This is a genomic window from Sulfuritalea hydrogenivorans sk43H, assembly GCF_000828635.1.
Taxonomy (GTDB): Bacteria; Pseudomonadota; Gammaproteobacteria; order Burkholderiales; family Rhodocyclaceae; genus Sulfuritalea; species Sulfuritalea hydrogenivorans.
On sequence record NZ_AP012547.1, the window covers coordinates 401,087 to 419,880 of the forward strand.

General features: G+C 63.5%; 20 protein-coding genes. 11 read left to right on the forward strand and 9 right to left on the reverse strand.

Features of this window, described 5'->3' with window-relative positions; translation table 11 throughout:
• The 6 genes from SUTH_RS02040 to SUTH_RS02065 all read left to right on the forward strand — a co-directional run bounded on the left by SUTH_RS02040 (position 1) and on the right by SUTH_RS02065 (position 3,106).
• Positions 1 to 642 carry a rhodanese-like domain-containing protein gene (locus SUTH_RS02040; RefSeq protein WP_148312825.1) on the forward strand — a complete coding sequence of 214 codons (642 nt, stop codon included), beginning with the start codon at positions 1 to 3 and terminating at the stop codon, positions 640 to 642.
• Positions 642 to 932 carry a hypothetical protein gene (locus SUTH_RS02045; protein WP_041096701.1) on the forward strand — a complete coding sequence of 97 codons (291 nt, stop codon included), beginning with the start codon at positions 642 to 644 and terminating at the stop codon, positions 930 to 932. Before SUTH_RS02040 ends, SUTH_RS02045 begins: the two co-directional genes overlap by 1 nt.
• A gap of 109 nt (positions 933 to 1,041) precedes the next feature.
• A complete protein-coding gene (locus SUTH_RS02050) occupies positions 1,042 to 1,320 on the forward strand; it encodes a hypothetical protein (RefSeq protein WP_041096702.1) in 279 nt (92 codons plus the stop codon).
• 7 nt (positions 1,321 to 1,327) lie between these two features.
• Positions 1,328 to 1,513 carry a hypothetical protein gene (locus tag SUTH_RS02055; protein ID WP_041096705.1) on the forward strand — a complete coding sequence of 62 codons (186 nt, stop codon included), beginning with the start codon at positions 1,328 to 1,330 and terminating at the stop codon, positions 1,511 to 1,513.
• Positions 1,514 to 1,562: 49 nt separating this feature from the next.
• Positions 1,563 to 2,495, forward strand: coding sequence for a sulfurtransferase (locus tag SUTH_RS02060; protein WP_041096707.1), 933 nt, complete (start codon positions 1,563 to 1,565; stop codon positions 2,493 to 2,495).
• 5 nt (positions 2,496 to 2,500) lie between these two features.
• Positions 2,501 to 3,106: a c-type cytochrome gene (locus SUTH_RS02065; protein ID WP_041096709.1), complete on the forward strand. Its 606-nt coding sequence runs from the start codon at positions 2,501 to 2,503 to the stop codon at positions 3,104 to 3,106.
• Between the two features lie 275 nt (positions 3,107 to 3,381).
• On the opposite strand, the gene SUTH_RS02070 is transcribed toward SUTH_RS02065, so the two are convergent.
• The 9 genes from SUTH_RS02070 to SUTH_RS02110 form a co-directional block, all read right to left on the reverse strand.
• Positions 3,382 to 3,783, reverse strand: a complete 402-nt coding sequence (locus SUTH_RS02070) for a hypothetical protein (RefSeq protein ID WP_041096710.1) — start codon at positions 3,781 to 3,783, stop codon at positions 3,382 to 3,384.
• 19 nt (positions 3,784 to 3,802) lie between these two features.
• Positions 3,803 to 4,900 carry a 4Fe-4S dicluster domain-containing protein gene (locus SUTH_RS02075; protein WP_041096712.1) on the reverse strand — a complete coding sequence of 366 codons (1,098 nt, stop codon included), beginning with the start codon at positions 4,898 to 4,900 and terminating at the stop codon, positions 3,803 to 3,805.
• Complete coding sequence (locus tag SUTH_RS02080; RefSeq protein ID WP_041096714.1) at positions 4,897 to 5,370, reverse strand: hypothetical protein; 474 nt, start codon at positions 5,368 to 5,370, stop codon at positions 4,897 to 4,899. The genes SUTH_RS02075 and SUTH_RS02080 overlap by 4 nt, the downstream gene beginning before the upstream one ends.
• Positions 5,367 to 6,083, reverse strand: a complete 717-nt coding sequence (locus SUTH_RS02085) for a hypothetical protein (RefSeq protein WP_041096716.1) — start codon at positions 6,081 to 6,083, stop codon at positions 5,367 to 5,369. The genes SUTH_RS02080 and SUTH_RS02085 overlap by 4 nt, the downstream gene beginning before the upstream one ends.
• A 6-nt stretch (positions 6,084 to 6,089) precedes the next feature.
• On the reverse strand, positions 6,090 to 6,533 hold the full coding sequence (locus tag SUTH_RS02090) for a hypothetical protein (RefSeq protein WP_041096718.1): 444 nt from the start codon (positions 6,531 to 6,533) through the stop codon (positions 6,090 to 6,092).
• Between the two features lie 10 nt (positions 6,534 to 6,543).
• Entirely contained in the window at positions 6,544 to 7,413 is an 870-nt protein-coding gene (locus tag SUTH_RS02095; RefSeq protein WP_041096720.1) for a TorD/DmsD family molecular chaperone, read from the reverse strand.
• A 104-nt stretch (positions 7,414 to 7,517) separates the two neighbouring features.
• Positions 7,518 to 10,157 carry a molybdopterin-dependent oxidoreductase gene (locus SUTH_RS02100; protein WP_041096722.1) on the reverse strand — a complete coding sequence of 880 codons (2,640 nt, stop codon included), beginning with the start codon at positions 10,155 to 10,157 and terminating at the stop codon, positions 7,518 to 7,520.
• Positions 10,158 to 10,179: 22 nt separating this feature from the next.
• A complete protein-coding gene (nrfD, locus tag SUTH_RS02105) occupies positions 10,180 to 11,043 on the reverse strand; it encodes an NrfD/PsrC family molybdoenzyme membrane anchor subunit (RefSeq protein ID WP_041096724.1) in 864 nt (287 codons plus the stop codon).
• A 10-nt stretch (positions 11,044 to 11,053) separates the two neighbouring features.
• A complete protein-coding gene (locus SUTH_RS02110; protein WP_041096726.1) occupies positions 11,054 to 11,764 on the reverse strand; it encodes a 4Fe-4S dicluster domain-containing protein in 711 nt (236 codons plus the stop codon).
• 216 nt (positions 11,765 to 11,980) lie between these two features.
• Here SUTH_RS02110 and SUTH_RS02115 point away from each other — a divergent pair, with 216 nt between their 5' ends.
• The 5 genes from SUTH_RS02115 (at position 11,981) to SUTH_RS02135 (ending at position 18,786) form a co-directional block, all read left to right on the forward strand.
• On the forward strand, positions 11,981 to 12,943 hold the full coding sequence (locus tag SUTH_RS02115; RefSeq protein WP_231851084.1) for a substrate-binding domain-containing protein: 963 nt from the start codon (positions 11,981 to 11,983) through the stop codon (positions 12,941 to 12,943).
• Positions 12,940 to 14,388 (forward strand): sensor histidine kinase, encoded by a 1,449-nt coding sequence (locus tag SUTH_RS02120; RefSeq protein ID WP_041096730.1) that lies wholly within the window; start codon positions 12,940 to 12,942, stop codon positions 14,386 to 14,388. The genes SUTH_RS02115 and SUTH_RS02120 overlap by 4 nt, the downstream gene beginning before the upstream one ends.
• Positions 14,375 to 15,724 carry a sigma-54-dependent transcriptional regulator gene (locus SUTH_RS02125; RefSeq protein WP_041096732.1) on the forward strand — a complete coding sequence of 450 codons (1,350 nt, stop codon included), beginning with the start codon at positions 14,375 to 14,377 and terminating at the stop codon, positions 15,722 to 15,724. The genes SUTH_RS02120 and SUTH_RS02125 overlap by 14 nt, the downstream gene beginning before the upstream one ends.
• A 212-nt stretch (positions 15,725 to 15,936) precedes the next feature.
• The gene (locus tag SUTH_RS02130) at positions 15,937 to 16,698 is read left to right on the forward strand and encodes a class I SAM-dependent methyltransferase (RefSeq protein WP_041096734.1); all 762 of its coding nucleotides are present in this window, start codon (positions 15,937 to 15,939) and stop codon (positions 16,696 to 16,698) included.
• Between the two features lie 171 nt (positions 16,699 to 16,869).
• Complete coding sequence (locus SUTH_RS02135; protein ID WP_041096736.1) at positions 16,870 to 18,786, forward strand: cytochrome c3 family protein; 1,917 nt, start codon at positions 16,870 to 16,872, stop codon at positions 18,784 to 18,786.
• Positions 18,787 to 18,794: the final 8 nt, after the last annotated feature.

An 18,794-nucleotide genomic window follows, 5' to 3' on the forward strand; every position in this document is an offset into this window, starting at 1 on the left:
ATGCGTGCCGCCTTGCTCGTTTTGGCCATGATCGTCGCGCCGGCGTGGGCGGCGGGCGATTTTGCCTACACGCAGAAAGTCGGCGCTGGCGAGACGGTGATCGACAGTCGGCCGCTGGCCGATTGCAAGCGCGCCAGCCTTCCCGGCGCACGCTGCCTGCCGGCCGAGGAATTTCTCGGGCCTCAGCAACGGCTGCCGAGCGAACGCGACATTCTTTGGCTGCTCGGCACCGCGGGACTTCATGGCAGCGAAACCGCGCTGGTCGTCGGCCAGGATGCGACCGCGCGCGATTTCGTCGCCGGTCTGCTCTACCTCGCCGGACAGAAATCGGTGCGCGTCCTCACCGGGCCTTTGCCCCGTCTGGCCGGCGGCGGCCAGGAGCGCGGCATGGTGCGCAGCGCGGTGTGGACGGCGCCGATGCGCGATGACTTGTGGGTGCTGGGCGCCGACATCCTGCGCGACAAGCCGGCACTCCTCGATGCTCGCGAACCCGGGCCGCAACCGACCGCGGCCGGCGGGGTGGTGATTGCGAACGATGCCTATCAGGCGATCGCCCGCTTTACCCGGCTGCGCGCCGGCCGGGGGATTGCCGTCCGCGTTCATCCCGGAAGCCTGGCCCTGGCAGCAGGAGGCGCGCGCTAATGGACATCCTGTTTCATGTCGGCACGGCGGCGGGCGGGCGGCTTTTGTATCCGCTGCTGCTCGCCGCAGGGCGCGCCGGTTGCCGCGTCGGCGCATTCTTCACGCATGAAGGCGTGCTCGGCCTGCGCGACACCGACCTCGCGGCGGCCCTTGTCGAGGTCGAGCGTGCCGTGGTCTGCGAGGAATCCTGGCATCGCTTTCTTCCGGGGCTGGCCTGTCCGGTGGAGGCCGGCAGCCAGACCAGCAACAGCGCCCTGATGGGCGAAGCAAGGAAGGTGGTGAGCCTGTGAGCGCCCCGCACGGCCGCCCGAAGGGGCGCCAGTCATCGCACGGAGCCGCGCAGCGGCGAACCATCGCCACCCCCTCGCTTGGCGAGGGGGCCGGGGGGAGGGTTGTCCAGTGAGCGAGAAAAAACTCCTGGTGCTGGCGCGGCGCGATCACGCGGAGGCGATGCGCGTGGCGGCCGGCCTGACCATCTTCGGCCATCAGGTCGGCCTGGTGTTCATGACCGGACCGGTCGCCGAGACTCCGGAAAATGCCGCGAACGCCGAATTGCTGGAACTGACCGGCATCGCGCCGCAAACCACTGTCGCCGAGATGGCCGATGATCTGCCTATGCTCGATGCCGCGACCCTGGCCTTGGCGATGACCAGCGCAGACATCGTGCTTTCCCTGTGAGAGGATCATGAACATTGTGCAATTGAATACCGGTCTGTTCCCCGACGCCCAGACCGTGATTGCCGCCCTGCGGCAGACGACGTCGACGCACCGCGTCGACGTCGTCGATATCCGGCGTCCGGACCTGCAGCAAAGCGACTGGGACGGCGTCATTGCCGCCATCCTGGCCGCCGATCTGGTTGTCAGCACCTGAAGCACGCAGCACCCGGCAGAACCCACAAAACCTGATGGAGGAGAGAACTATGAAGAACCTATTGATGAATAGCAGTCGGTCGTTCTGGCTGGCACTGACGTTCCTGTTCGGTTTCATCGGCACCGCCTTCGCCGCCGATCCGCTGGTCGACGCGGCCTGGGTCAAGGCCAACCTCGGCAAGTCGGGCATCGTCGTCGTGGACATGCAACCGACATCGGACTTCCTGCGCGGCCACATTCCCGGCGCGGCGAGCACGGATTTCGCCAAGTCGGGCTGGCGCGAGGAGCGTGCCGACAAGGTACCGGACATGCTGCCGGCCAGGTTCGACAAGCTCGCCACCCATATCGGCAGCCTCGGCATCGACAACAACACCCATGTCGTGCTGGTGGCGCCCGGCGGCGCCTATCTGGACATGGGCTGGGCCACGCGCATCTACTGGACCTTCAAGGTACTTGGCCACGACAAGGTGTCGATCCTCAACGGCGGCATGGCGGCCTGGACCAAGGACAAGACCAACCCGGTCGAAACCGGCGCCGCCAAGGTCGCGGCCAAGACCTTCACGCCGCATCCGCGCATGGAGATGGTCGCCAGCCTCGACGACGTGAAAGCCTCCAAGGCCAAGGGTGTGATGCTGGTGGATAGCCGTCCGGAAGACCAGTACGTCGGCATCAACCGCAATCCGAAAGCGACGGAAAACGGCACCCTGCCCGGCGCCAGGAACCTGCCATCGGGCTGGACCACCGAGAACGGTGGCGGCATGTTCCGACCCAAGTCCGAACTGGAAAAGCTGTTCAAGGTCGCCAATGTGCCCACCAGCGGCGACCAGATCACCTTCTGCAACACTGGCCATCTGGCTTCGATCGGCTGGTTCGTTTCCAGCGAACTGGTCGGCAACAAGAAGGTCAAGCTCTACGATGGCTCCATGGTTGAATGGACCCTGGTCAAGGCCGGCCCGGTGGAACAAAAGGTCAGCCTGAAATAAGCCGGGTGCGCATTTGCTCCCTCCTTGCCGGACTGGCGGCGGCGTTTTGTTGCGCCGCCGTCCAGGCCGCGGGAGAGCACGAGCGGCGGCTGGCGGCCGAAGTCGTCGTGATGGCTGGCGATGTGCGCCGGCTGATGGCCGGTGAAGGAGGGCCGCTGGAACGCGAGGGACTGGTCAAGCGCCTGAACGGGGCGCTTTCTTCGCTGCCGTTGCTGTTGCGGCGGGCGAGTGAGAATCCCAAACCCGTCGCCGCGATGCGCGACTCGCTTGCCCGCAGGGACTGGCGCGCGCTTTCCGCTGCGCTCGCGGCCTTGAAGCAACGTCACCCGTTCGATGCACGCATGCTGCTGGCGGCCGATCCCACGCCGGAAATGATCAGCCTCGGCGCTTCGATCCATCGCACGACCTGCGCCGGCTGTCATGAAGCCCCTGCCGGTGACAGCCTGCTGCCGGCCAAAAATCTCGCCGTTCAGATCAAGTCGATACCGCGAGAAGAATTTGCCGCCCGCCTGCTGCTGGGTGTGCGTGGCGACCGAACGGCAAGCTGGGTCAATCCATTCGATGCCCCGGAGTTGGCCGCGCTCATCGCCTTCTATTCCATTTCGCGCTAGTTGCAACACCGCAATGCGTCGATCCACGACCGTCAAGAACCGCAAGGTCAATTTACCAGGGCGATAGACTCTGCTCGTCACACTCGCTGCCACTTTTGCCTTTGCCGGCGCGGGTGCCGCCCTGGCCGGCAACAGCCTGTTAGGCTATACAAACCTCCATCGCGTGCAGGGCGGCATTTCGGCCTCGATGGAGGCGGGCTATTCCTACAAAACTTTTCTGAAGCAGTTTTTCCCGAGGATTGCGGTGAGGCGGTTTCCGTCTCGCCGCATGCGTTTCAGTGCGTGGTCGGCGGATGTTCCGCCACGGTCTGCCGGTGCCAGTCAGCCACCTCGCTCACGGCATTCTCCAGCGGCATGCCGGCTTCGACGCGATCCATGATCTGGCGTTGCAGAATCGCGCCGAGCATTTCGACGTTGGCGGCCATCACCGGCGCCAGCTCGCGCAGAAACTGCACGGTAGGCGGATCGTAGGCGTAGGCTGTGAGGTGCGTTTCGAGATCCTTGCTGGTGGCCAGCGCGTAGCAAAGGTCGTAGAGCAGATGATAGGTGCGCGTGAACGTGTCCGTGTCGCCGCCGACGTTCTGCCGCACCTCTTCGGCCAGTCCCTTGCGGAAGTCGGCAAGACCGTAGCCGATTTCGCCCTTGACCACTTGCTGCGGCGTGAATTCCCATTCCATGCGCGGTTCTCCTTGCGTTCTAGCCGTAGATGGCGGTGAAGGCATCCTGATCGTCGCTGCAAACCCGGCAGGTTTCTTCCGGATGCGGTGAAACAAAAAAGCGGTCGCAGCGCTTGCAACGCTGCTTGGCCAGGCGGATCAGCGGTCGCGCCGGCTGATCGGGCGTGAGATCGAATGTCGCGGCGGCATCCAGCACCCGTGGTTGGCAGACTTCCAGGCAGACCGCGCAACCGACGCAACGATCGCGCTGAAACAGCAGCGCCCAGTCGCCGGGGTTTTCGGTGATCGTGATGGCGCCGGTGGGGCAAACGCGAAAACAGGCCTCGCAGACGGTGCAGCCGGGGCTGATGGTGATGTCGAGCGCCGGTAGCGCCTCGTGGATGGCGACTTGAAACGGCTGCCCGTCCTTGCGTCCGGCGACGATCTGCAACAGCTCGCGCTGTTCCGTCAGCGCATAGGCACCGGGGCGGATGGCTTTGTCGGGCACGGGCTGGGCCGTCGGCTTTTGCTCCACGACTGCAGCGACTTCATCGACGCCCCGGCCAAGCAGACGGCGAAACAGGTGACGGCGAGCGGAAGCGAAGCGCGGCTTTTCCGCGGCCACCGCGGCGGTGTCTTCCACGACTTCGATCGGCAGCCATGGGTCGGGCGCGGCAGCGGCCCGCAACTCGGCCACGGACTCCAGGTTCGCCGCCAGTTGCGCCGCACCCTTGGTGCCATGCGCGCAATCGGTACAAAGGGAAGCGCCGAACAAGGTGGTCGGCAGCCGGCGCTTTTCGATATAGGCCAGCAGCGAGGCATCGAGTGCGCCGAGGCAGGGCACGATCGCGTCGGCGGGATGGCCCGAGGGCGCGCAGGCGATGCTGAAGCGCCCGGTCTTGATCGCCTGGCGCAGCATGTCGATGGGCTTGAAACTGTCCGCCGCAAAGGCGCCCGTGCGACAAGCGGAAACGCACAGCGCGCAGTTGCGGCATTGGTCCGCGTCAATCGCCGCGCGGGTATCGGAGAGCCTTATCGCCTGGTGCGGACAGGCATCCATACAGCGCGCGCATTCGCTGTAGCGATAGCGGTAACGCACGCATCGCGAGGGGCGAAATTCCGGGATGCCGACGCTCACTTCTTTTTGTCCGGCCGCAGTTCCTGCAGGGGTTTGCCCTGCTCGCAGGTATTGGCGGGAATGACGAAGCTCACCGGGCCATTCATGGCGGCATCCATGCCGGCGGCGGCGAGCAGGGACAGCGACGCGGCCTTCCAGGTCGGGAGGCCGCCCTTGACGGCGAAAATCGGTTTGCCCGGATGCTTGCGCCCCAGTGCGTTGGCAATGCCCAGCGCATCCCGGTCGCGGTCGGCGATGACCACCACGATGGCCGTCGGGTTGATCTTCAGGTCGGTGCGCCAGGGCAAGGCGTTGTCCAGAACCTCGCGCGTGCGGCTCGCGGCGGCGCGGCCATCGATCACGCAGCAGGGCGGTTTGGCGGCCAAAGCGGTGACCAGTTGCGTCTTGTCGGCGAGGCTGACCTGCGCCTGCGCCACGCTGGCGAACAGGACGCACAGGGGAGCAAGCAGCGAGCCGATGCGCGACCTCATGCGGCTGACCTTGCGGCCCCGAGCAGGCTGTCGCGCTGTTCATGGGCGGCCTCGGGCAAAACGATCTGTCGGCACTGACCGTAATCCACCCAGTCGGCAAGATGCGGCTGCGGGTCCGCCAGAGGCCCGATCCACAAGCTGTCGCCAAATTGCTCGACCAGTCCGGCACAGAGATTGAGGTCGGTGTCGTCGCGGATGTCGACCTGCACCAGGAAGTGCGACGCGCCCAGTTCGCGCAGGGCGGCCAGCCACCACGACGCAAGGGTGCCGGTACCCGTGCCATCGGCGCGCAGTACCTCCCAGGCGGGTTCGCAATGGGATGGCGTGACGGTCTTGAAGTCGGCATTCGAGACCGTTTCGAACGACCAGCTGATGCTTTGCCGTCCAAGCGGCGCGTAGATGCCGATGCGTTCGGCGCCGTGGGCAGCGACCAGCCGATCGATGACCGTGCTGTCGATCAGCGCGGCTTCGCCAACGAATACGCAATCGGCCCCTGCCGTGAGCAGCGTGACGGCGCGCTGTTCGTCGCCACGGGGGAGGACGATGCCGGCGCACAGCGAGGCGACGGCTTCGACGCCCGGCTCGTCGAACACCAGATCATCGGCTTCGACCCCGGTGCCGCCTTCGAATGCCACCCAGCGCCGTACCGTCAGCGCCGACTCCTGGGGGGCAACTGCTTCGATCGCATCGGATTCCGCTACGCCGGCTTGCATGACGATTCAGGTGGTGTATTCGAACTTCGGATAGACAAAAGGATACAACGGGCAGTCGGCATCCGGCGCCAGCCCGACCAGCAGCGGGCGCAGTTCCTGAAGGCCGCCGAGAATGGGCTCGACATTCACGCCGAGAAAGCGCGGGCGATACTTCGCCAGCGCCATCTGCGCGTCGTCGATCAGCAGCAGCGCGCCGTCCTGATTCTGGTTCTGGGTGAAGAATAGCGCCAGCGTGGCGAAGGCGAGGCCTTGCAGGAACTCGGCCTCCGGATCCCTGGTGCCGAGCAGGCTGTTGCGGATCAGGCGCGACCAGCGCTCGTTGAGCCAGTCGTGCAGCGCCCCCAGATCGTTGCTGTTCCACATTACCGCGACATCCCTCCAGTCGAGCTGCGAGAGCACGCCGCGGTCCGGTGCCGGCAATTCCTTCGGAGTGGCGAGGTCGAGAATCATGGTGGCCGCCCTATCGCAGATCGCCCAGGCTGCGCATTTCCTCCAGGCGCCGCACATTGTCGGGCGCCGACAGCGTGGTGGACAGCGCGTCCGTCATGCAGCCGTTGCAAACCGGTTCGTTTGGATTGAATTCGACGCGGATGTCGTCCTTGGGCACCTCCAGCCGCGCCTGGTCGGCATCTTCGATGCGCAGGCTCATCGCCTCGATTTCCTCGGCCGCGAAGCCACCGAGGAAACGCGCCATTTCACGGTAGAACGAGTGCTCGGCGGTGCGTTCGATCAGGCGGCTGTAGCCGCGCACCCAGCGTCCGAGATGCTGGCTCCAGAAGCGCTTGATTTCCTTTTCCAGGCGGCGATGCGTGACGGCGTCGCCTTGCTCCAGCGCAGTCGCCCCGCGCTCCAGCAGCTCGGCGACGAACATCAATTCAATGCCCAGCTGATCGGCAAACACTTCGAAGCGGCCCGGCTGGAGTACGAAGCCGAGGCGCTTGTAGGTCTGCATGGCGTCGAAATTCGGCTGCTGCTTGTAGCGGCCGGTCAGTCGCACCGACTCTACCGGCGGGAAGCCGCCGGAGGAGGCGAACTGCGTGGTGTACTCGATGGCCAGCGCTTCGAGCAGCGCGTCCTGCGGAGCATCCAGAAAATCAGCATCGAAGCGCAGGCCGGCTTCAGCAAGTTGTGCCAGCGCCTCCGGGCTGCGCAACGCCGTGACGAACTCGCGCCCCGGCTCTTCGACGAACACGCCCGAGAGCAGGCGATAGATTTCGGCGCGGGCGCGCCAGTCGGCTGCCGTTTCGGCGGGCGACGCCAGCACGGTCGCCGTCTCGCCGGCGCCGACTTCCTCTTCGCTGTCATCCAGAGCCAGTACGTTTTTCAGCATGTCAATTCCTCGGAAAAAAAGCCGGCCCGCCGGGTATGGCGGGCCGCAATTACCCGGCCGCAAGGGGGAGGAGTGCCGGCCGGTCATCCCTCCTCAGGGAGTGCTCAATGGCCGCCGCCTTCATGGTGCTTGACGCTGCCGGGGCCGGCCCACGACGCCATCTCCGGGTGCATCTTGCGATGCAGGTCGCCGGTGTAGGCGTAGCGCATGGTTTCCTTGTAGGCCGCGTAGTGCTTCTCCCAATCCCCTTGCGAATCGCCGTATTTGTCGTTCGGGCCGGCCTTGGTCACCTTGACCACGGTGTCGTACCAGCCCTGCGAGCCGCCGATCGGATCGGCCACCACCGGGATGATGTTGTTGGGATGGACGCCCTTGTCGTCCCACCAGACGTTGTTGAGGTCCGGATCGTCCGCACCGTGGCTGGCTTCGCTCTTCTTGTCCTTCAGCTTGAGCGTGGCCAGGCGGCCGTATTCCCAGTGGCCGAAGCCGGTCGGGATGGCCACTGTCCTCGGGTGGATGCCCTCGGTGACGTAGGCCTTGGTGACGAGGTGGCCCACCTTCGACTCGACGCGCACCAGATCACCGGTCTTGATGCCGAGCTTGGCCGCCGTGCTGGTGCCGATCCACATCGGGTTGCTGTGGGCGATCTCGGCCAGCCATTTCACCGCCGCCGTGCGCGACTGCTTCATCACGTTGAGCTTGAAGGTGACCATCACCAGTTCGTCGTCCTTCATCGCCTCGTGCCACGGAATGCGCTTGAAGGTCGGCATCGGGTTGAAGCCATACTCGGCCCACTTGTCGACGCGCACGTTGATGATGCGGTTGCCGGTGGGGAAGCCGACGTAGTTCTTGCCGTTGCGCTTGACGCCGATGGCCTTGCCGTTCTTGGTGATGACGCCGTTCTTGTCGGTCGCCGTGCCGGCCATGTCGGCGGCGGACAACTCCTTCTTGAACAGGCCGTACTCGGCCTTGATTTCGCGGCCGGTCTTGTCCGACACCTTGCCGGTCTTCGGATTGAGCTTGCCGTAGATCGGCCAGACGCCATGCTTCTTGAGGAAGTTGAGGCCGCCGGCTTCCTTGAGTCCGGGCACGTTGTCGAAGTGGTGGCGCATGTAATCCTCGCCATCCTTGAAGTTCCAGAACTGCTTCATGCCGCGCTTGCCGTCGGGATCCAGCTTCCAGATGATGTCGCGCATCATGATGCGGTTTTCGCGCGATTCGCCCAGCGACTTGTGCACCGGCTGGCGAATGCCCAACCACGGCCATAGCGAATTGGGCATCGATTCCGGTTCCCAGCGCTCCAGATACGGGCAGTCGGGCAGGATCAGGTCGGCCAGCGCGGTCTCCTCGCCCATGAAGGGGCTCATCGACACCAGGTAGGGAATCAGCTTCTCGTCCTTGAACAATTTTCCCCATACCGCCATGGCGCCGGGATTGGTATAGACCGGATTGTCCTGGTAGGTGAAGTAGACGTTGATCTTCTGCTTGCCGTCGGCGATCCAGAAGGGCACCAGGTGACTGACCTTGTGCCCGGCCAGCGGGTATTCGGTCGGGTGCGCGAGGTAGGAATCCTTCTTCGGCTTGCCCGGCTCCGGGCTCGGCTGCGGCCAGCCCATGCCGCGCGGCAGGCAGTAGCCGCCCTTTTTCTCGACGTTGCCGGTCATGATCGGCAGCATCATGCAGGAGCGCTCGTTGTAGGAGCCGTAGAGGTGCTTGGCCGGGCCGCGATAAGTGAATAGCGTGGCCGGCTTGGTGGTGGCGAACTCGGTCGCGATGCGCTCGATGGTTTCGGCCGGCACGCCGGAAATCTTCGACGCCCATTCCGGGGTGAATTGCTTGTAATGCTCCTTGAGTTCCTTCACCGTGACATTGGTCCAGGTCTCGATGAACTCGCTGTCCTGCAGGTCGTCGCGCAGGATCACATGGCCCATGGCCAGGGCCACCGCGCCGTCGGTCCCCGGATGCACCGGCACCCACTCGTCGGAGAAGCCGGCGGTGTTCGACAGCCGCACGTCGAAGGTGACGATCTTCATGTGGTTGTCGACGCGGCCTTCCGTCACGCGCTGCGACAGCGGGTTGTGGAAGTAGGCGGCTTCAAGGATGTTGGAGCCGAAATTGAGCACGTACTTGGCATTGGCGAAGTCCGGCGTCTCGATGTCCGGGCCCCAGGTGGGTTCCATGCCGATCTTCTTCGACGATTCGCAGACCGAGGTGTGATTGACCACGGTGGCCGAGCCCAGTGTCTTCATGAAGCGATCGACGGCACCGCCGGAGCGGTTGCGGCCGTATTTCAGCATGATGGTGTTGGGGTCTTCCTTGAGCGCCGCATCGAGCTTGCCGGCGAGTTCGGTCAGCGCCTCGTCCCAGGTGATGCGCTTCCACTTGCCCTCGCCGCGCGCACCGACGCGCTTCAGCGGATAAAGGATGCGATCCGGGTCGTAGCTGTACCACATGCCGGCGTTGCCCTTGGCGCAGAGCCGGCCGCGCGTCGAGACATGCTCCGGATTGCCTTCGAGCTTGACCACGCGGTCGTTCTCGACATAGGCGATGGCGCCGTCCTGGATGTTGCAGACGTGGCAGTTGATCGGGATGGCCTTGCGTTCGGCGCCGGTGACCGGGCCGAAATCCTTGCCGCCCAGTTCGTGCTCCATGGCGTTGAGCAGACGGGGGGCGGCAGCAGCGGCAGCACCGGTGGTGGCGCTGACCTTGAGGAAGGTGCGACGCGTGACTTTTGGCATTTCCATGTTCTCTATCTCCTCTGACCTGTCAGTACAGGGTCTGCAATTGCTGGGGGCCCATCAGCAGGGCATAGCGCAGGGCGGCACTGCCGACCAGGATCAGCACGGCGGACAGCATCAAACCGGTCTGCTGCTCGCGCACATGGGCGGCCAGTAGAAGCGCTACGGGAGCCGCGGTGCCCGCCAGCAGGCCGACCCCGATGAAGATCATTCCCATGGTGCCGGTGGTCATGATGATGAAGGTCAGTTCCTGCGCCGATCCGCCGTAGTTGGTGGTGCCGAGAATGGAGACCAGGATCACGCCCACGGCGCCGGTCGACCACAGCATGTACTCACGCAAGACCTTCTGCGCGGCGTCATTGCCGCCGGTCAGCAGCGCGCCGACGGCGGAACCGGAGGCGACGGCCAGGGCGACGAACAGCACAGGCATGATCGGCGTGTTCCACACCGGCCGCGACTGGTGCACCGAAAGGTCGTAGCCGGTGTAGACCGGCAGGCCCAGCGCCAGCAGCGCGGTGACCAGCGCCAGCATCTTGCCGCGCGCGCTGTCTTCCGCCTTGCGCAGCTCAAGGATGTACAACACCGAGCAAACGCCGAAGGCGACGATGTTCAACGAGCCCCAGGCCAGCGGCGAGGTGAAGTTGAGGTAGGCCGGGTTGAGGACATTGAAGAAGCGCAGCGGTTGCGACAGATCGGCGATCAGCAGCATGCCGCCCAGCGCCAGCAACACCATCGAACCGTAAGCCGCTTTTTCACGCAGCGGTCTCAGCGCCGGCGTGATCCAGGAGCCGTAGGACATGAACGACAGGCCGGCGAGAATGCCGATAATGAAAAAATAGACGGCATAGCTCGCGTGCCATGACACATCGTGAAACCAGACGTATTCACCCATGATGTCCCTCTCAGATCTTGAAATTGCGCTTGAAGGCGGAACGCTCGGGTTCCATCACTTCGGGCTTGTGGTAGGCATCGCGGCCGAACTCGGTCGCGTTGCGATCGGCGCCGATGTAGAAGACGTGCGGCTTGGTGCCTTCTTCCGGGCGCAGCACCTGGGTCGGGTTGTTCGCCACCAGATACGACACCTCGCTGTTCGGATCGTTGATGTCGCCGAACACGCGCGAGCGTCCGATGCAGGTCTGCACGCAGGCCGGCACCAGGTTTTGCGATACGCGGTGGAAACAGAAGGTGCACTTGTCGACCACGTTGGTGATCGGCGTGTAAGTGCGATGGGACGGCAGCATGAAGCGCGCGTTGTAGGGGCAGGCCGCCATGCAGGAGCGGCAGCCGATGCAGCGCTCGTAGCGCTGCAGAATGAAGCCGCCGTCCTCGACCTTGAAGGTGGCGTCCACCGGGCAGTTACGCACGCAGGGCGCGTCGTCGCAGTGGTTGCACAGGCGAGGCAGGAACTGTCGTTTGACGTTGGGATACTTGCCGACGACCTTGTAGGGAACCCAGGTGCGATTGACCCCGAGCGGGGTGTCGTATTCGGCCTTGCACGCAACCTGGCAGGCCATGCAGCCGATGCAGCGCCGCGTATCGACCACCATGGCAAAACGCCTCTTGCCGGCGATGCCGCGTGTCTCGATGGGAGAGACCCTCAATTCTTCACTCATCTGCCTTGCCTCCTCTGATTTCTGCGATCCGATGTTTGTTCTGGTCGCCGTGGGCAAAAATCGGTGTCCGCTGGACCAGCCTGCCGTTTCCTTTACGCAACATCCGGGCCATTTGTGTTGCTCGGCGCGCAATCCCTTGCTGGCGCTAAGGGTTTGAACGACGCGGGTTCTCCAGTCCCGTTTGCCTGCGTTACGCCGCCGTAACACTTGGCTTCGATGCTGCGCTGCAAGGTGCTACGCGCACGTAACGCGGTGGAAATTGGAAATCACACAGCTGCGTTCGCGCTTATCATCGTTGTCATGAATGCAGGCGATCACAGTTCCGCAAGGCTGCGTCGACGGTTCTTCCTTCAGTCGGCGCTAGTCGTTGCCGCGATACCGCTATTGCCCGTGCGGGCAGAGCCCGGCGCCTTGCGCATCGGGCTGACCCCCGTCTTCCTCGACGACCAGATGAGTTTTCTGACGCGCTGGCGTGTGTGGCTGGAACGCCGCCTGAAGCGCCCGGTGATGTTCGTGCAAAGGGGCAGCTACCGGGAAGTGCTGGACCTGATTCGTGGCGGCAAGATCGATTTTGCCTGGATCTGCGGCTATCCCTATGTGCGTTATCGGCACGAGTTGCGCCTGGTGGCCGTACCTCTTTGGCGGGGACGCCCGTACTACCAGTCCTATCTCATCGTACCGGCCGATGACCGGAAGTCGAACGCGCTGACCGACCTGCGTGGCAAGGTGTTCGCCTATTCTGATCCCGACTCCAATTCAGGTTACCTCTATCCTCAGTACCGGCTGACCACCCTGGGGGAGAATCCGGCGACGTTCTTTTCCCGCAATTTCTTCACATGGGGCCACCGCAAGGTGGTCGAAGCCGTCGGCGTCGGGCTGTCCGATGGCGGTGCGGTGGACGGTTATGTCTGGGAGACCCTGGCCGAAACCCATCCTGCGCTTACACGCGCCACGCGAATCATCGAAAGATCGCCGGACCTCGGCCACCCGCCGTTCGCGGCACGCCCGGACATACCGGAACAGGAACTGCAGCAGTTTCGCGCCGCCCTGCTGGGGATGCCTGCCGATGCCGAGGGCGCGGAATTGCTGCGCCTGTTGCGACTGGATGGCTTTGTCGCCGGGCAGCCTTCCTTGTTCGACGAGATTGCCCGAATGGCGGCGCGGGTGCGACGGGCATGATCGTCCTGGCCGATCTTTCGCTGCGCTGGAAGATTCCGCTGCGCGTCATGGGGGCCGTGCTGGGCACGGCCCTGGCGGTCACCGCCGCGCTGGTAACGCGCGAGTACGACGAAATGCGCCAGAATCTCGAGGTCCATGCCAAAAGCCTGGCACGGGTGCTGGCCAACACGCTGGTGGCGCCGGTACTGCACGACGACATCTGGCGCGCCTACGAAATCCTCCAGTCGGCTCGTGACCCGGTCGCCATCGTTCCCGAATTGCAGGCTGACGTGGTGCTGGTGACCGACGCGGAATTTCGGGTATTCGTGTCCAGTCGGCCGCGCGATTTTCCGATCGGCAGCAGTCCGGCGAGTCAGGGCGGTGTTTATGGTCGATTGCGCGCCGCCATGATGAAAGCCAAACTCACCGAGCAGCAGGTGATCGAGCCGGCCGATTCCGCCCATTACTTCGTCATGTCGCCGCTGACAGCCGACGGCGTTGCGCTCGGCCATGTCATTCTCGGCTATTCAAAAGTCTCGTTTCTGCCGCGATTCATCGGCTTGGTGGGGCAGGCGGCCTTCGTTACCCTGCTGGTACTCGTGCTGATCATGCCAATTTCATGGGTTTGGGCGCGGCGAACGGGCGCGCCCCTGCTCGCCCTGGCCGAGGCCATGCGCCATGTGCCAGGCCAACTTGAGATGGCGAGCCTCGCAAACCTGCCCAGGAGTCGCGACGAGATCGGACAGTTGGGTGATGCCTTTGGCCGCATGGTGAGTGAGTTGAAGAAGAAGGAAGACCTGGAGGAGCAGATGCTGGTCACGGAACGGCTGGCGGCTGTCGGACGGTTGTCGGCGGGCATTGCGCACGAAATCAACAATCCGCTGGGAGGCATGCTGACCGCCATCAAGACCTATCAGCGCCACGGCGCCGGAGATCCATTGGCGAACCAGACACTGGCCTTGCTGGAGCGGGGGCTTTCGCAGATACGCAATACCGTTGCCGCGCTGCTGGTAGAAACCAAGCCAACGGACCGCCCGTTCCAGCCGGCGGATATCGACGATCTGCTGATCCTGGTCGAGGCCGAGGCACATGCGCGTTCGGTCACCATCGTCGCGGAAGGCCCGCTCGAGCATCCGCTTTCGCTGCCTGCCACGCTGATGCGTCAGATCCTGCTCAATCTCCTGCTCAATGCCATTGCCGCCGCCGACGAGGGTGGCCGCGTCAGGGTCGGTCTCACGACCAGCGACGGAATGCTGCGGATTTCCGTATGCAACGACGGCAAACATATTCCCGACGAACAGATGGCCTATCTTTTCGAACCCTTTGCCAGCGGTCGCGAGAAGGGCTACGGTCTCGGGCTTTGGGTGGTCTATCAGATCGTGCAGCAACTCGGCGGCGGGCTTACCGTGGATAGCGAGCCCGGCTGCACGACCTTCCGCGTCGAAATACCTTATGCCGAGAACTGAATCCGCGCTGCGCCTTTGCCTCATCGAGGATGACGAGATCATGGGTGAATCCCTGGTCCAGTTGTTTCGCCTGGAAGGCTTCGCCGTGGATTGGTGCCGTACGGCGGCGGCGGGCGCCGAAGCGCTGGCGGCCCACCGTTACAGTGCCGTGGTAAGCGACATCAGGCTGCCGGATCGCAATGGCGGCGACCTGTTTCTCGATCTGAAGGAGACGCTCACCGGCTTGCCGCCCTTCCTCTTCATGACGGCCTTCGGCACCATCGACAGAGCGGTGGAACTGCTCAAGGCGGGTGCGGCGGACTACGTCACCAAGCCCTTCGATGTCGACGTTCTCGTGCAGAAGGTTCGCGGCCTGGCCGAGGGATACGGCGCGGTCAGCGATATCGGCGACCAGTCGCTCGGGGTTTCGCCGGCCATGAAGCGCATTGCCGAATCGATTCCGCGGCTTGCGCGCCATGCCGCCGCGCTGCTGATTACCGGCGAATCCGGAGCCGGCAAGGAGCATGTGGCGAAGCTGTTCCACCATCACGCGATCGGCGCGACGGGTGAGTTCGTCGCCGTCAATTGCGCCTCGATTCCCGAGTCGCTGATGGAATCCGAACTCTTCGGTTACGAGCGCGGCGCCTTCACCGGTGCGGTCAAGGCCAAGCGCGGGTTGTTCGAACAGGCCCATCAGGGCATCCTGTTTCTCGACGAGATCGGAGAGATGCCGCTGTCGATGCAGGCCAAGATGCTGCGTGTCCTGCAGGACAAGCGCTTGACTCGCCTCGGGGGCGAGAAAGCCATCACCGCGGATTTCCGGCTGGTCTGCGCCACTCACCGCGACCTGCGCGCCATGGTCGACGCCGGGCAGTTTCGCGAAGACCTCTATTACCGGATCCATGTGATTCACCTGCGCATTCCGCCACTGCGGGAGCGGCCGGAGGACATCCGCTGGTTCGTTCGACATTTCGTCGAGGAATTCAACCACGCGCATTCAGGCGAGCGGCGGCGCATCGATCCGCGTACCGAGCAGGCCCTGCTCAGCTACGCATGGCCGGGTAACGTGCGAGAGCTGAAGCATGCGGTGGAGCGCGCCTGCATCCTGTCAAATGGACCCTTGCTCGGCGCCGAGGCGTTCTTCGGCGGCAGCCTCGACGATGAGGTCGGAACTTCACAGGGCAGCTCCGAATCCCTGGCCGAATACCTCATGGCCTGCGAACGTGACTATCTTTCGCTGATACTGGAGCGGCACGGCGGACACATGACCCATGCCGCGGAGGCCCTGGGGATTACGCGCAAGACCCTCTGGGAAAAGTTGCGTCGGCTCGGAATCAAGGCGAGGGGCGAGCCATAATTCAAGATGCAAGCCCGACACGAGGTCCCGACCATCGACGGTAATGCATCGCGGCGCATCATGCAGGTGCTTGTTTCAGGTGTGAAATATTTTTCGGGTGGCGGACTCTGTTCGGGCGCAGGAATCTTCCGACTTGACACCCTGCTCCCGGGAGGGCTAAATCCGGAGGTCAGCAGGCAGCGATTCAATCCCCACCGCAGGAGAAAACAACAATGGCACCACCCCCACTGGCCTCTCGCGAGGCGGTACGCGAAGAGCGTTTCAGCGACGTCTGGAGCAACGAACTGAATGATGCATTTGCGGATATCGCGCGCTATTACGATCGCGCCAACGAGATCGCCGCGCTCGGCTTGTGGAGCACCTTCCTCAAGCGCTTCATGCAAACGGTGGACATCAAGCCGCAACAGAAGGTGCTGGATGTCTGCGCCGGCACCAACGCCATCGGCATTGCCCTGCTCAAACGCGAACCGACGCTGGACGTGCATGCCATGGACCGCAGCGCGGAGATGCAGACCGTGGGGCAGCAGAATGCCACGGCGCTGGGCTTCCAGATCAAGAGCACCATCGGCGACGTGCATACGCTGCCCTTCCCGGACAATCATTTCGATGTCGTCACCCTGCAGTTCGCCTCGCGCCACCTGCGCGTTCGCGAAGTGTTCACCGAGATCCTGCGGGTGCTCAAGCCCGGCGGCCACTTCCATCATTCCGACATGCTGCGTCCGCGCAATCCGATCGTGAAGAACCTGTACTACGCCTATCTCAAGACCTGCCTCAATTTCACCAGCCTGATCGTCGGCAGCAGCCCCGCGGCGACCAAGTTCAAGCAGTATTTCATCGACGCGCTGGATTTGTTCTACACCGCCGAAGAACTGTCGATCGTGCTGCGCGAACTGGGCTTCGTCGAGGTGACCGTGGATACGGTGTTCCACGGCATGATCGGCTTTCACCGCGCGGTCAAGCCGGCAACCCCCTGACTCAGCGCGGTACTTGATGCCATGAGCGGGAGTAACATGCGTTTGGTAGTGTGACATTCGGCTGGCGGATTCCCGGATGTAAGCATTGACGGTTCTGAGGAAAACCAAGTCGGTTCATGGCACAGGGATTGCTCGTCTCCCTTCGAACAGTCGAACAACAAGGGGATCGTCATGAACAAAAAAATTATCGGAAGCTTGCTGGTGATCGCTTCCGCGTTCCTGATCTACGGTTGTACGGGCGGAGTGAAGAGCTACCCGAACACTGCCTTCAAGGGCGTGGTCGAGGACGGCAGCAAGGAGACCTTCCTCAAGGTGGCCGATGCCACGGTCTGGCTGATTCCCGCCAACGACATCGCGGCGATGGGCAAGACGCCGATCGAAGTCAGAAAGGATTCGCCGAACGACGAGCCGCTGGAAGACAGCCTGGCCGCCAATCGCGGACGCTACCTGAACGCGAAGACCAACGACAAGGGCGAATTCAGCTTCGCCGACGTGCCCGGCGGCAAATACTTTGTCTATGTCGAACCCGCCACCAGCAAATACCTGCCGGGCGGCGACAAGTCGCGCAAGGCGCTGGGCACCGATGAACTGGGCGCCGCGCCGATGCTGATCAAGATCTCCGGCAACGTGCCGCCCGATGCCAAATACATCGGCAGCACCGCTTGCATCGAATGCCACGAAGACCAGAAGCACATCACCAAGACCCTGCACCGGCTGGGCATGACGGTCATCGGCAAGCCGAGCAAGCTGCAGGATCATTCCCGCTTCCCGGAATTCAACAAGGGCCTGGACAAGCTCATGGCCGGCACCAAGTTCTGGTTCCACGGTTTCGACAAGGGCCGCGGCTTCGACAAGTACCAGATCGCCACCAAGGCACCGGCCGATGCCGCGTCGGCAAGTTTCACCGCCACTTTCTACAAGGACACCGACGGCAAGCTCAAGCTGCGTACCGAAAACCTGCGTGACAGCGCGGACAAGCCCCGCACCTATACGGTGGACATGACCTACGGCGGCGGCCTTTACAAGCAGCGCTACCTGGTGCGCGTTGGTGCCAACCTGTTCCCCTTCGTGCAGTTCAACCAGAACGGCGACGACAGCTTTGCCGACCGTACCCGCAAGCCCTGGCGCGACTACCACGCCGACTGGTTCTACAACGAGGAGAAAAAGCAGCTGACCGATCCGCCACAGGCCAAGTCCTTCGACAAGGAATGCGCATCCTGCCACTACGCCGGCTACACGCTGACCAAGAACGCCAAGGGTGATTACATCGCCGGCGCCGTCAATGATCGCAACGGCGAGATGGACATCGACGGCGACGGCAAGCCCAACGAGCTAAACCTGGGTTGCGAAACCTGCCACGGCCCCGGTTCGGTGCACGACAAGGCAAAAGAAATCGACATGCCCGCCACCATCGTCAGCCCCAACAAGCTCTCGGCGGAACGCGCCGATGTGTTGTGCGGGCAGTGCCACAGCCGGCCCCAGGGATTCCTGAACAACGACCAGCCGGTGAACAAGGACAACAAGATGATGTTGCCGGGCACCTCGCGCAACCGCTTCCTCACGGAATACACCACCCGGGCGGACGGCAAGGACGCCGACTTCTGGGCGGACGGACAGCATTCCAAGAGCCACCACCAGCCCTACTCGGACCTGATCAAGGCGAAAAAATATCGCAACGGCACCCAGCTGGTGGCGTGCTCCGACTGCCATGATCCGCACGGTAACGGCAAGTCGCTGCATCAGCTGAAGCACGATCCGAAGACGCCAGAGGTGTGCACCGCCTGCCACAAGAACCGCGACAGCATGAAGGATCATCTGGCGGACAAGGCCAGGTGCACGGTGGATCCCGCCAAGATCACCTGCATCGACTGCCACAACGCCAAGACCGCACAGACTGGCGCCGGCTTCGGCAAGGGCCTGCTCAACAAGGACGGCAAGAACTACTGGGTCAACGACATCAGCTCGCACGTCTATGACGTTCCGCGCAAGGACAACAAGGGCGTCAAGGGTGTGGAACCGGGCAAGGCGATGCCGATCCCCTACACCAACTCCTGCGGCGCGGCTTGCCACGATACGAAGAATCTTTAGCAGGGGCT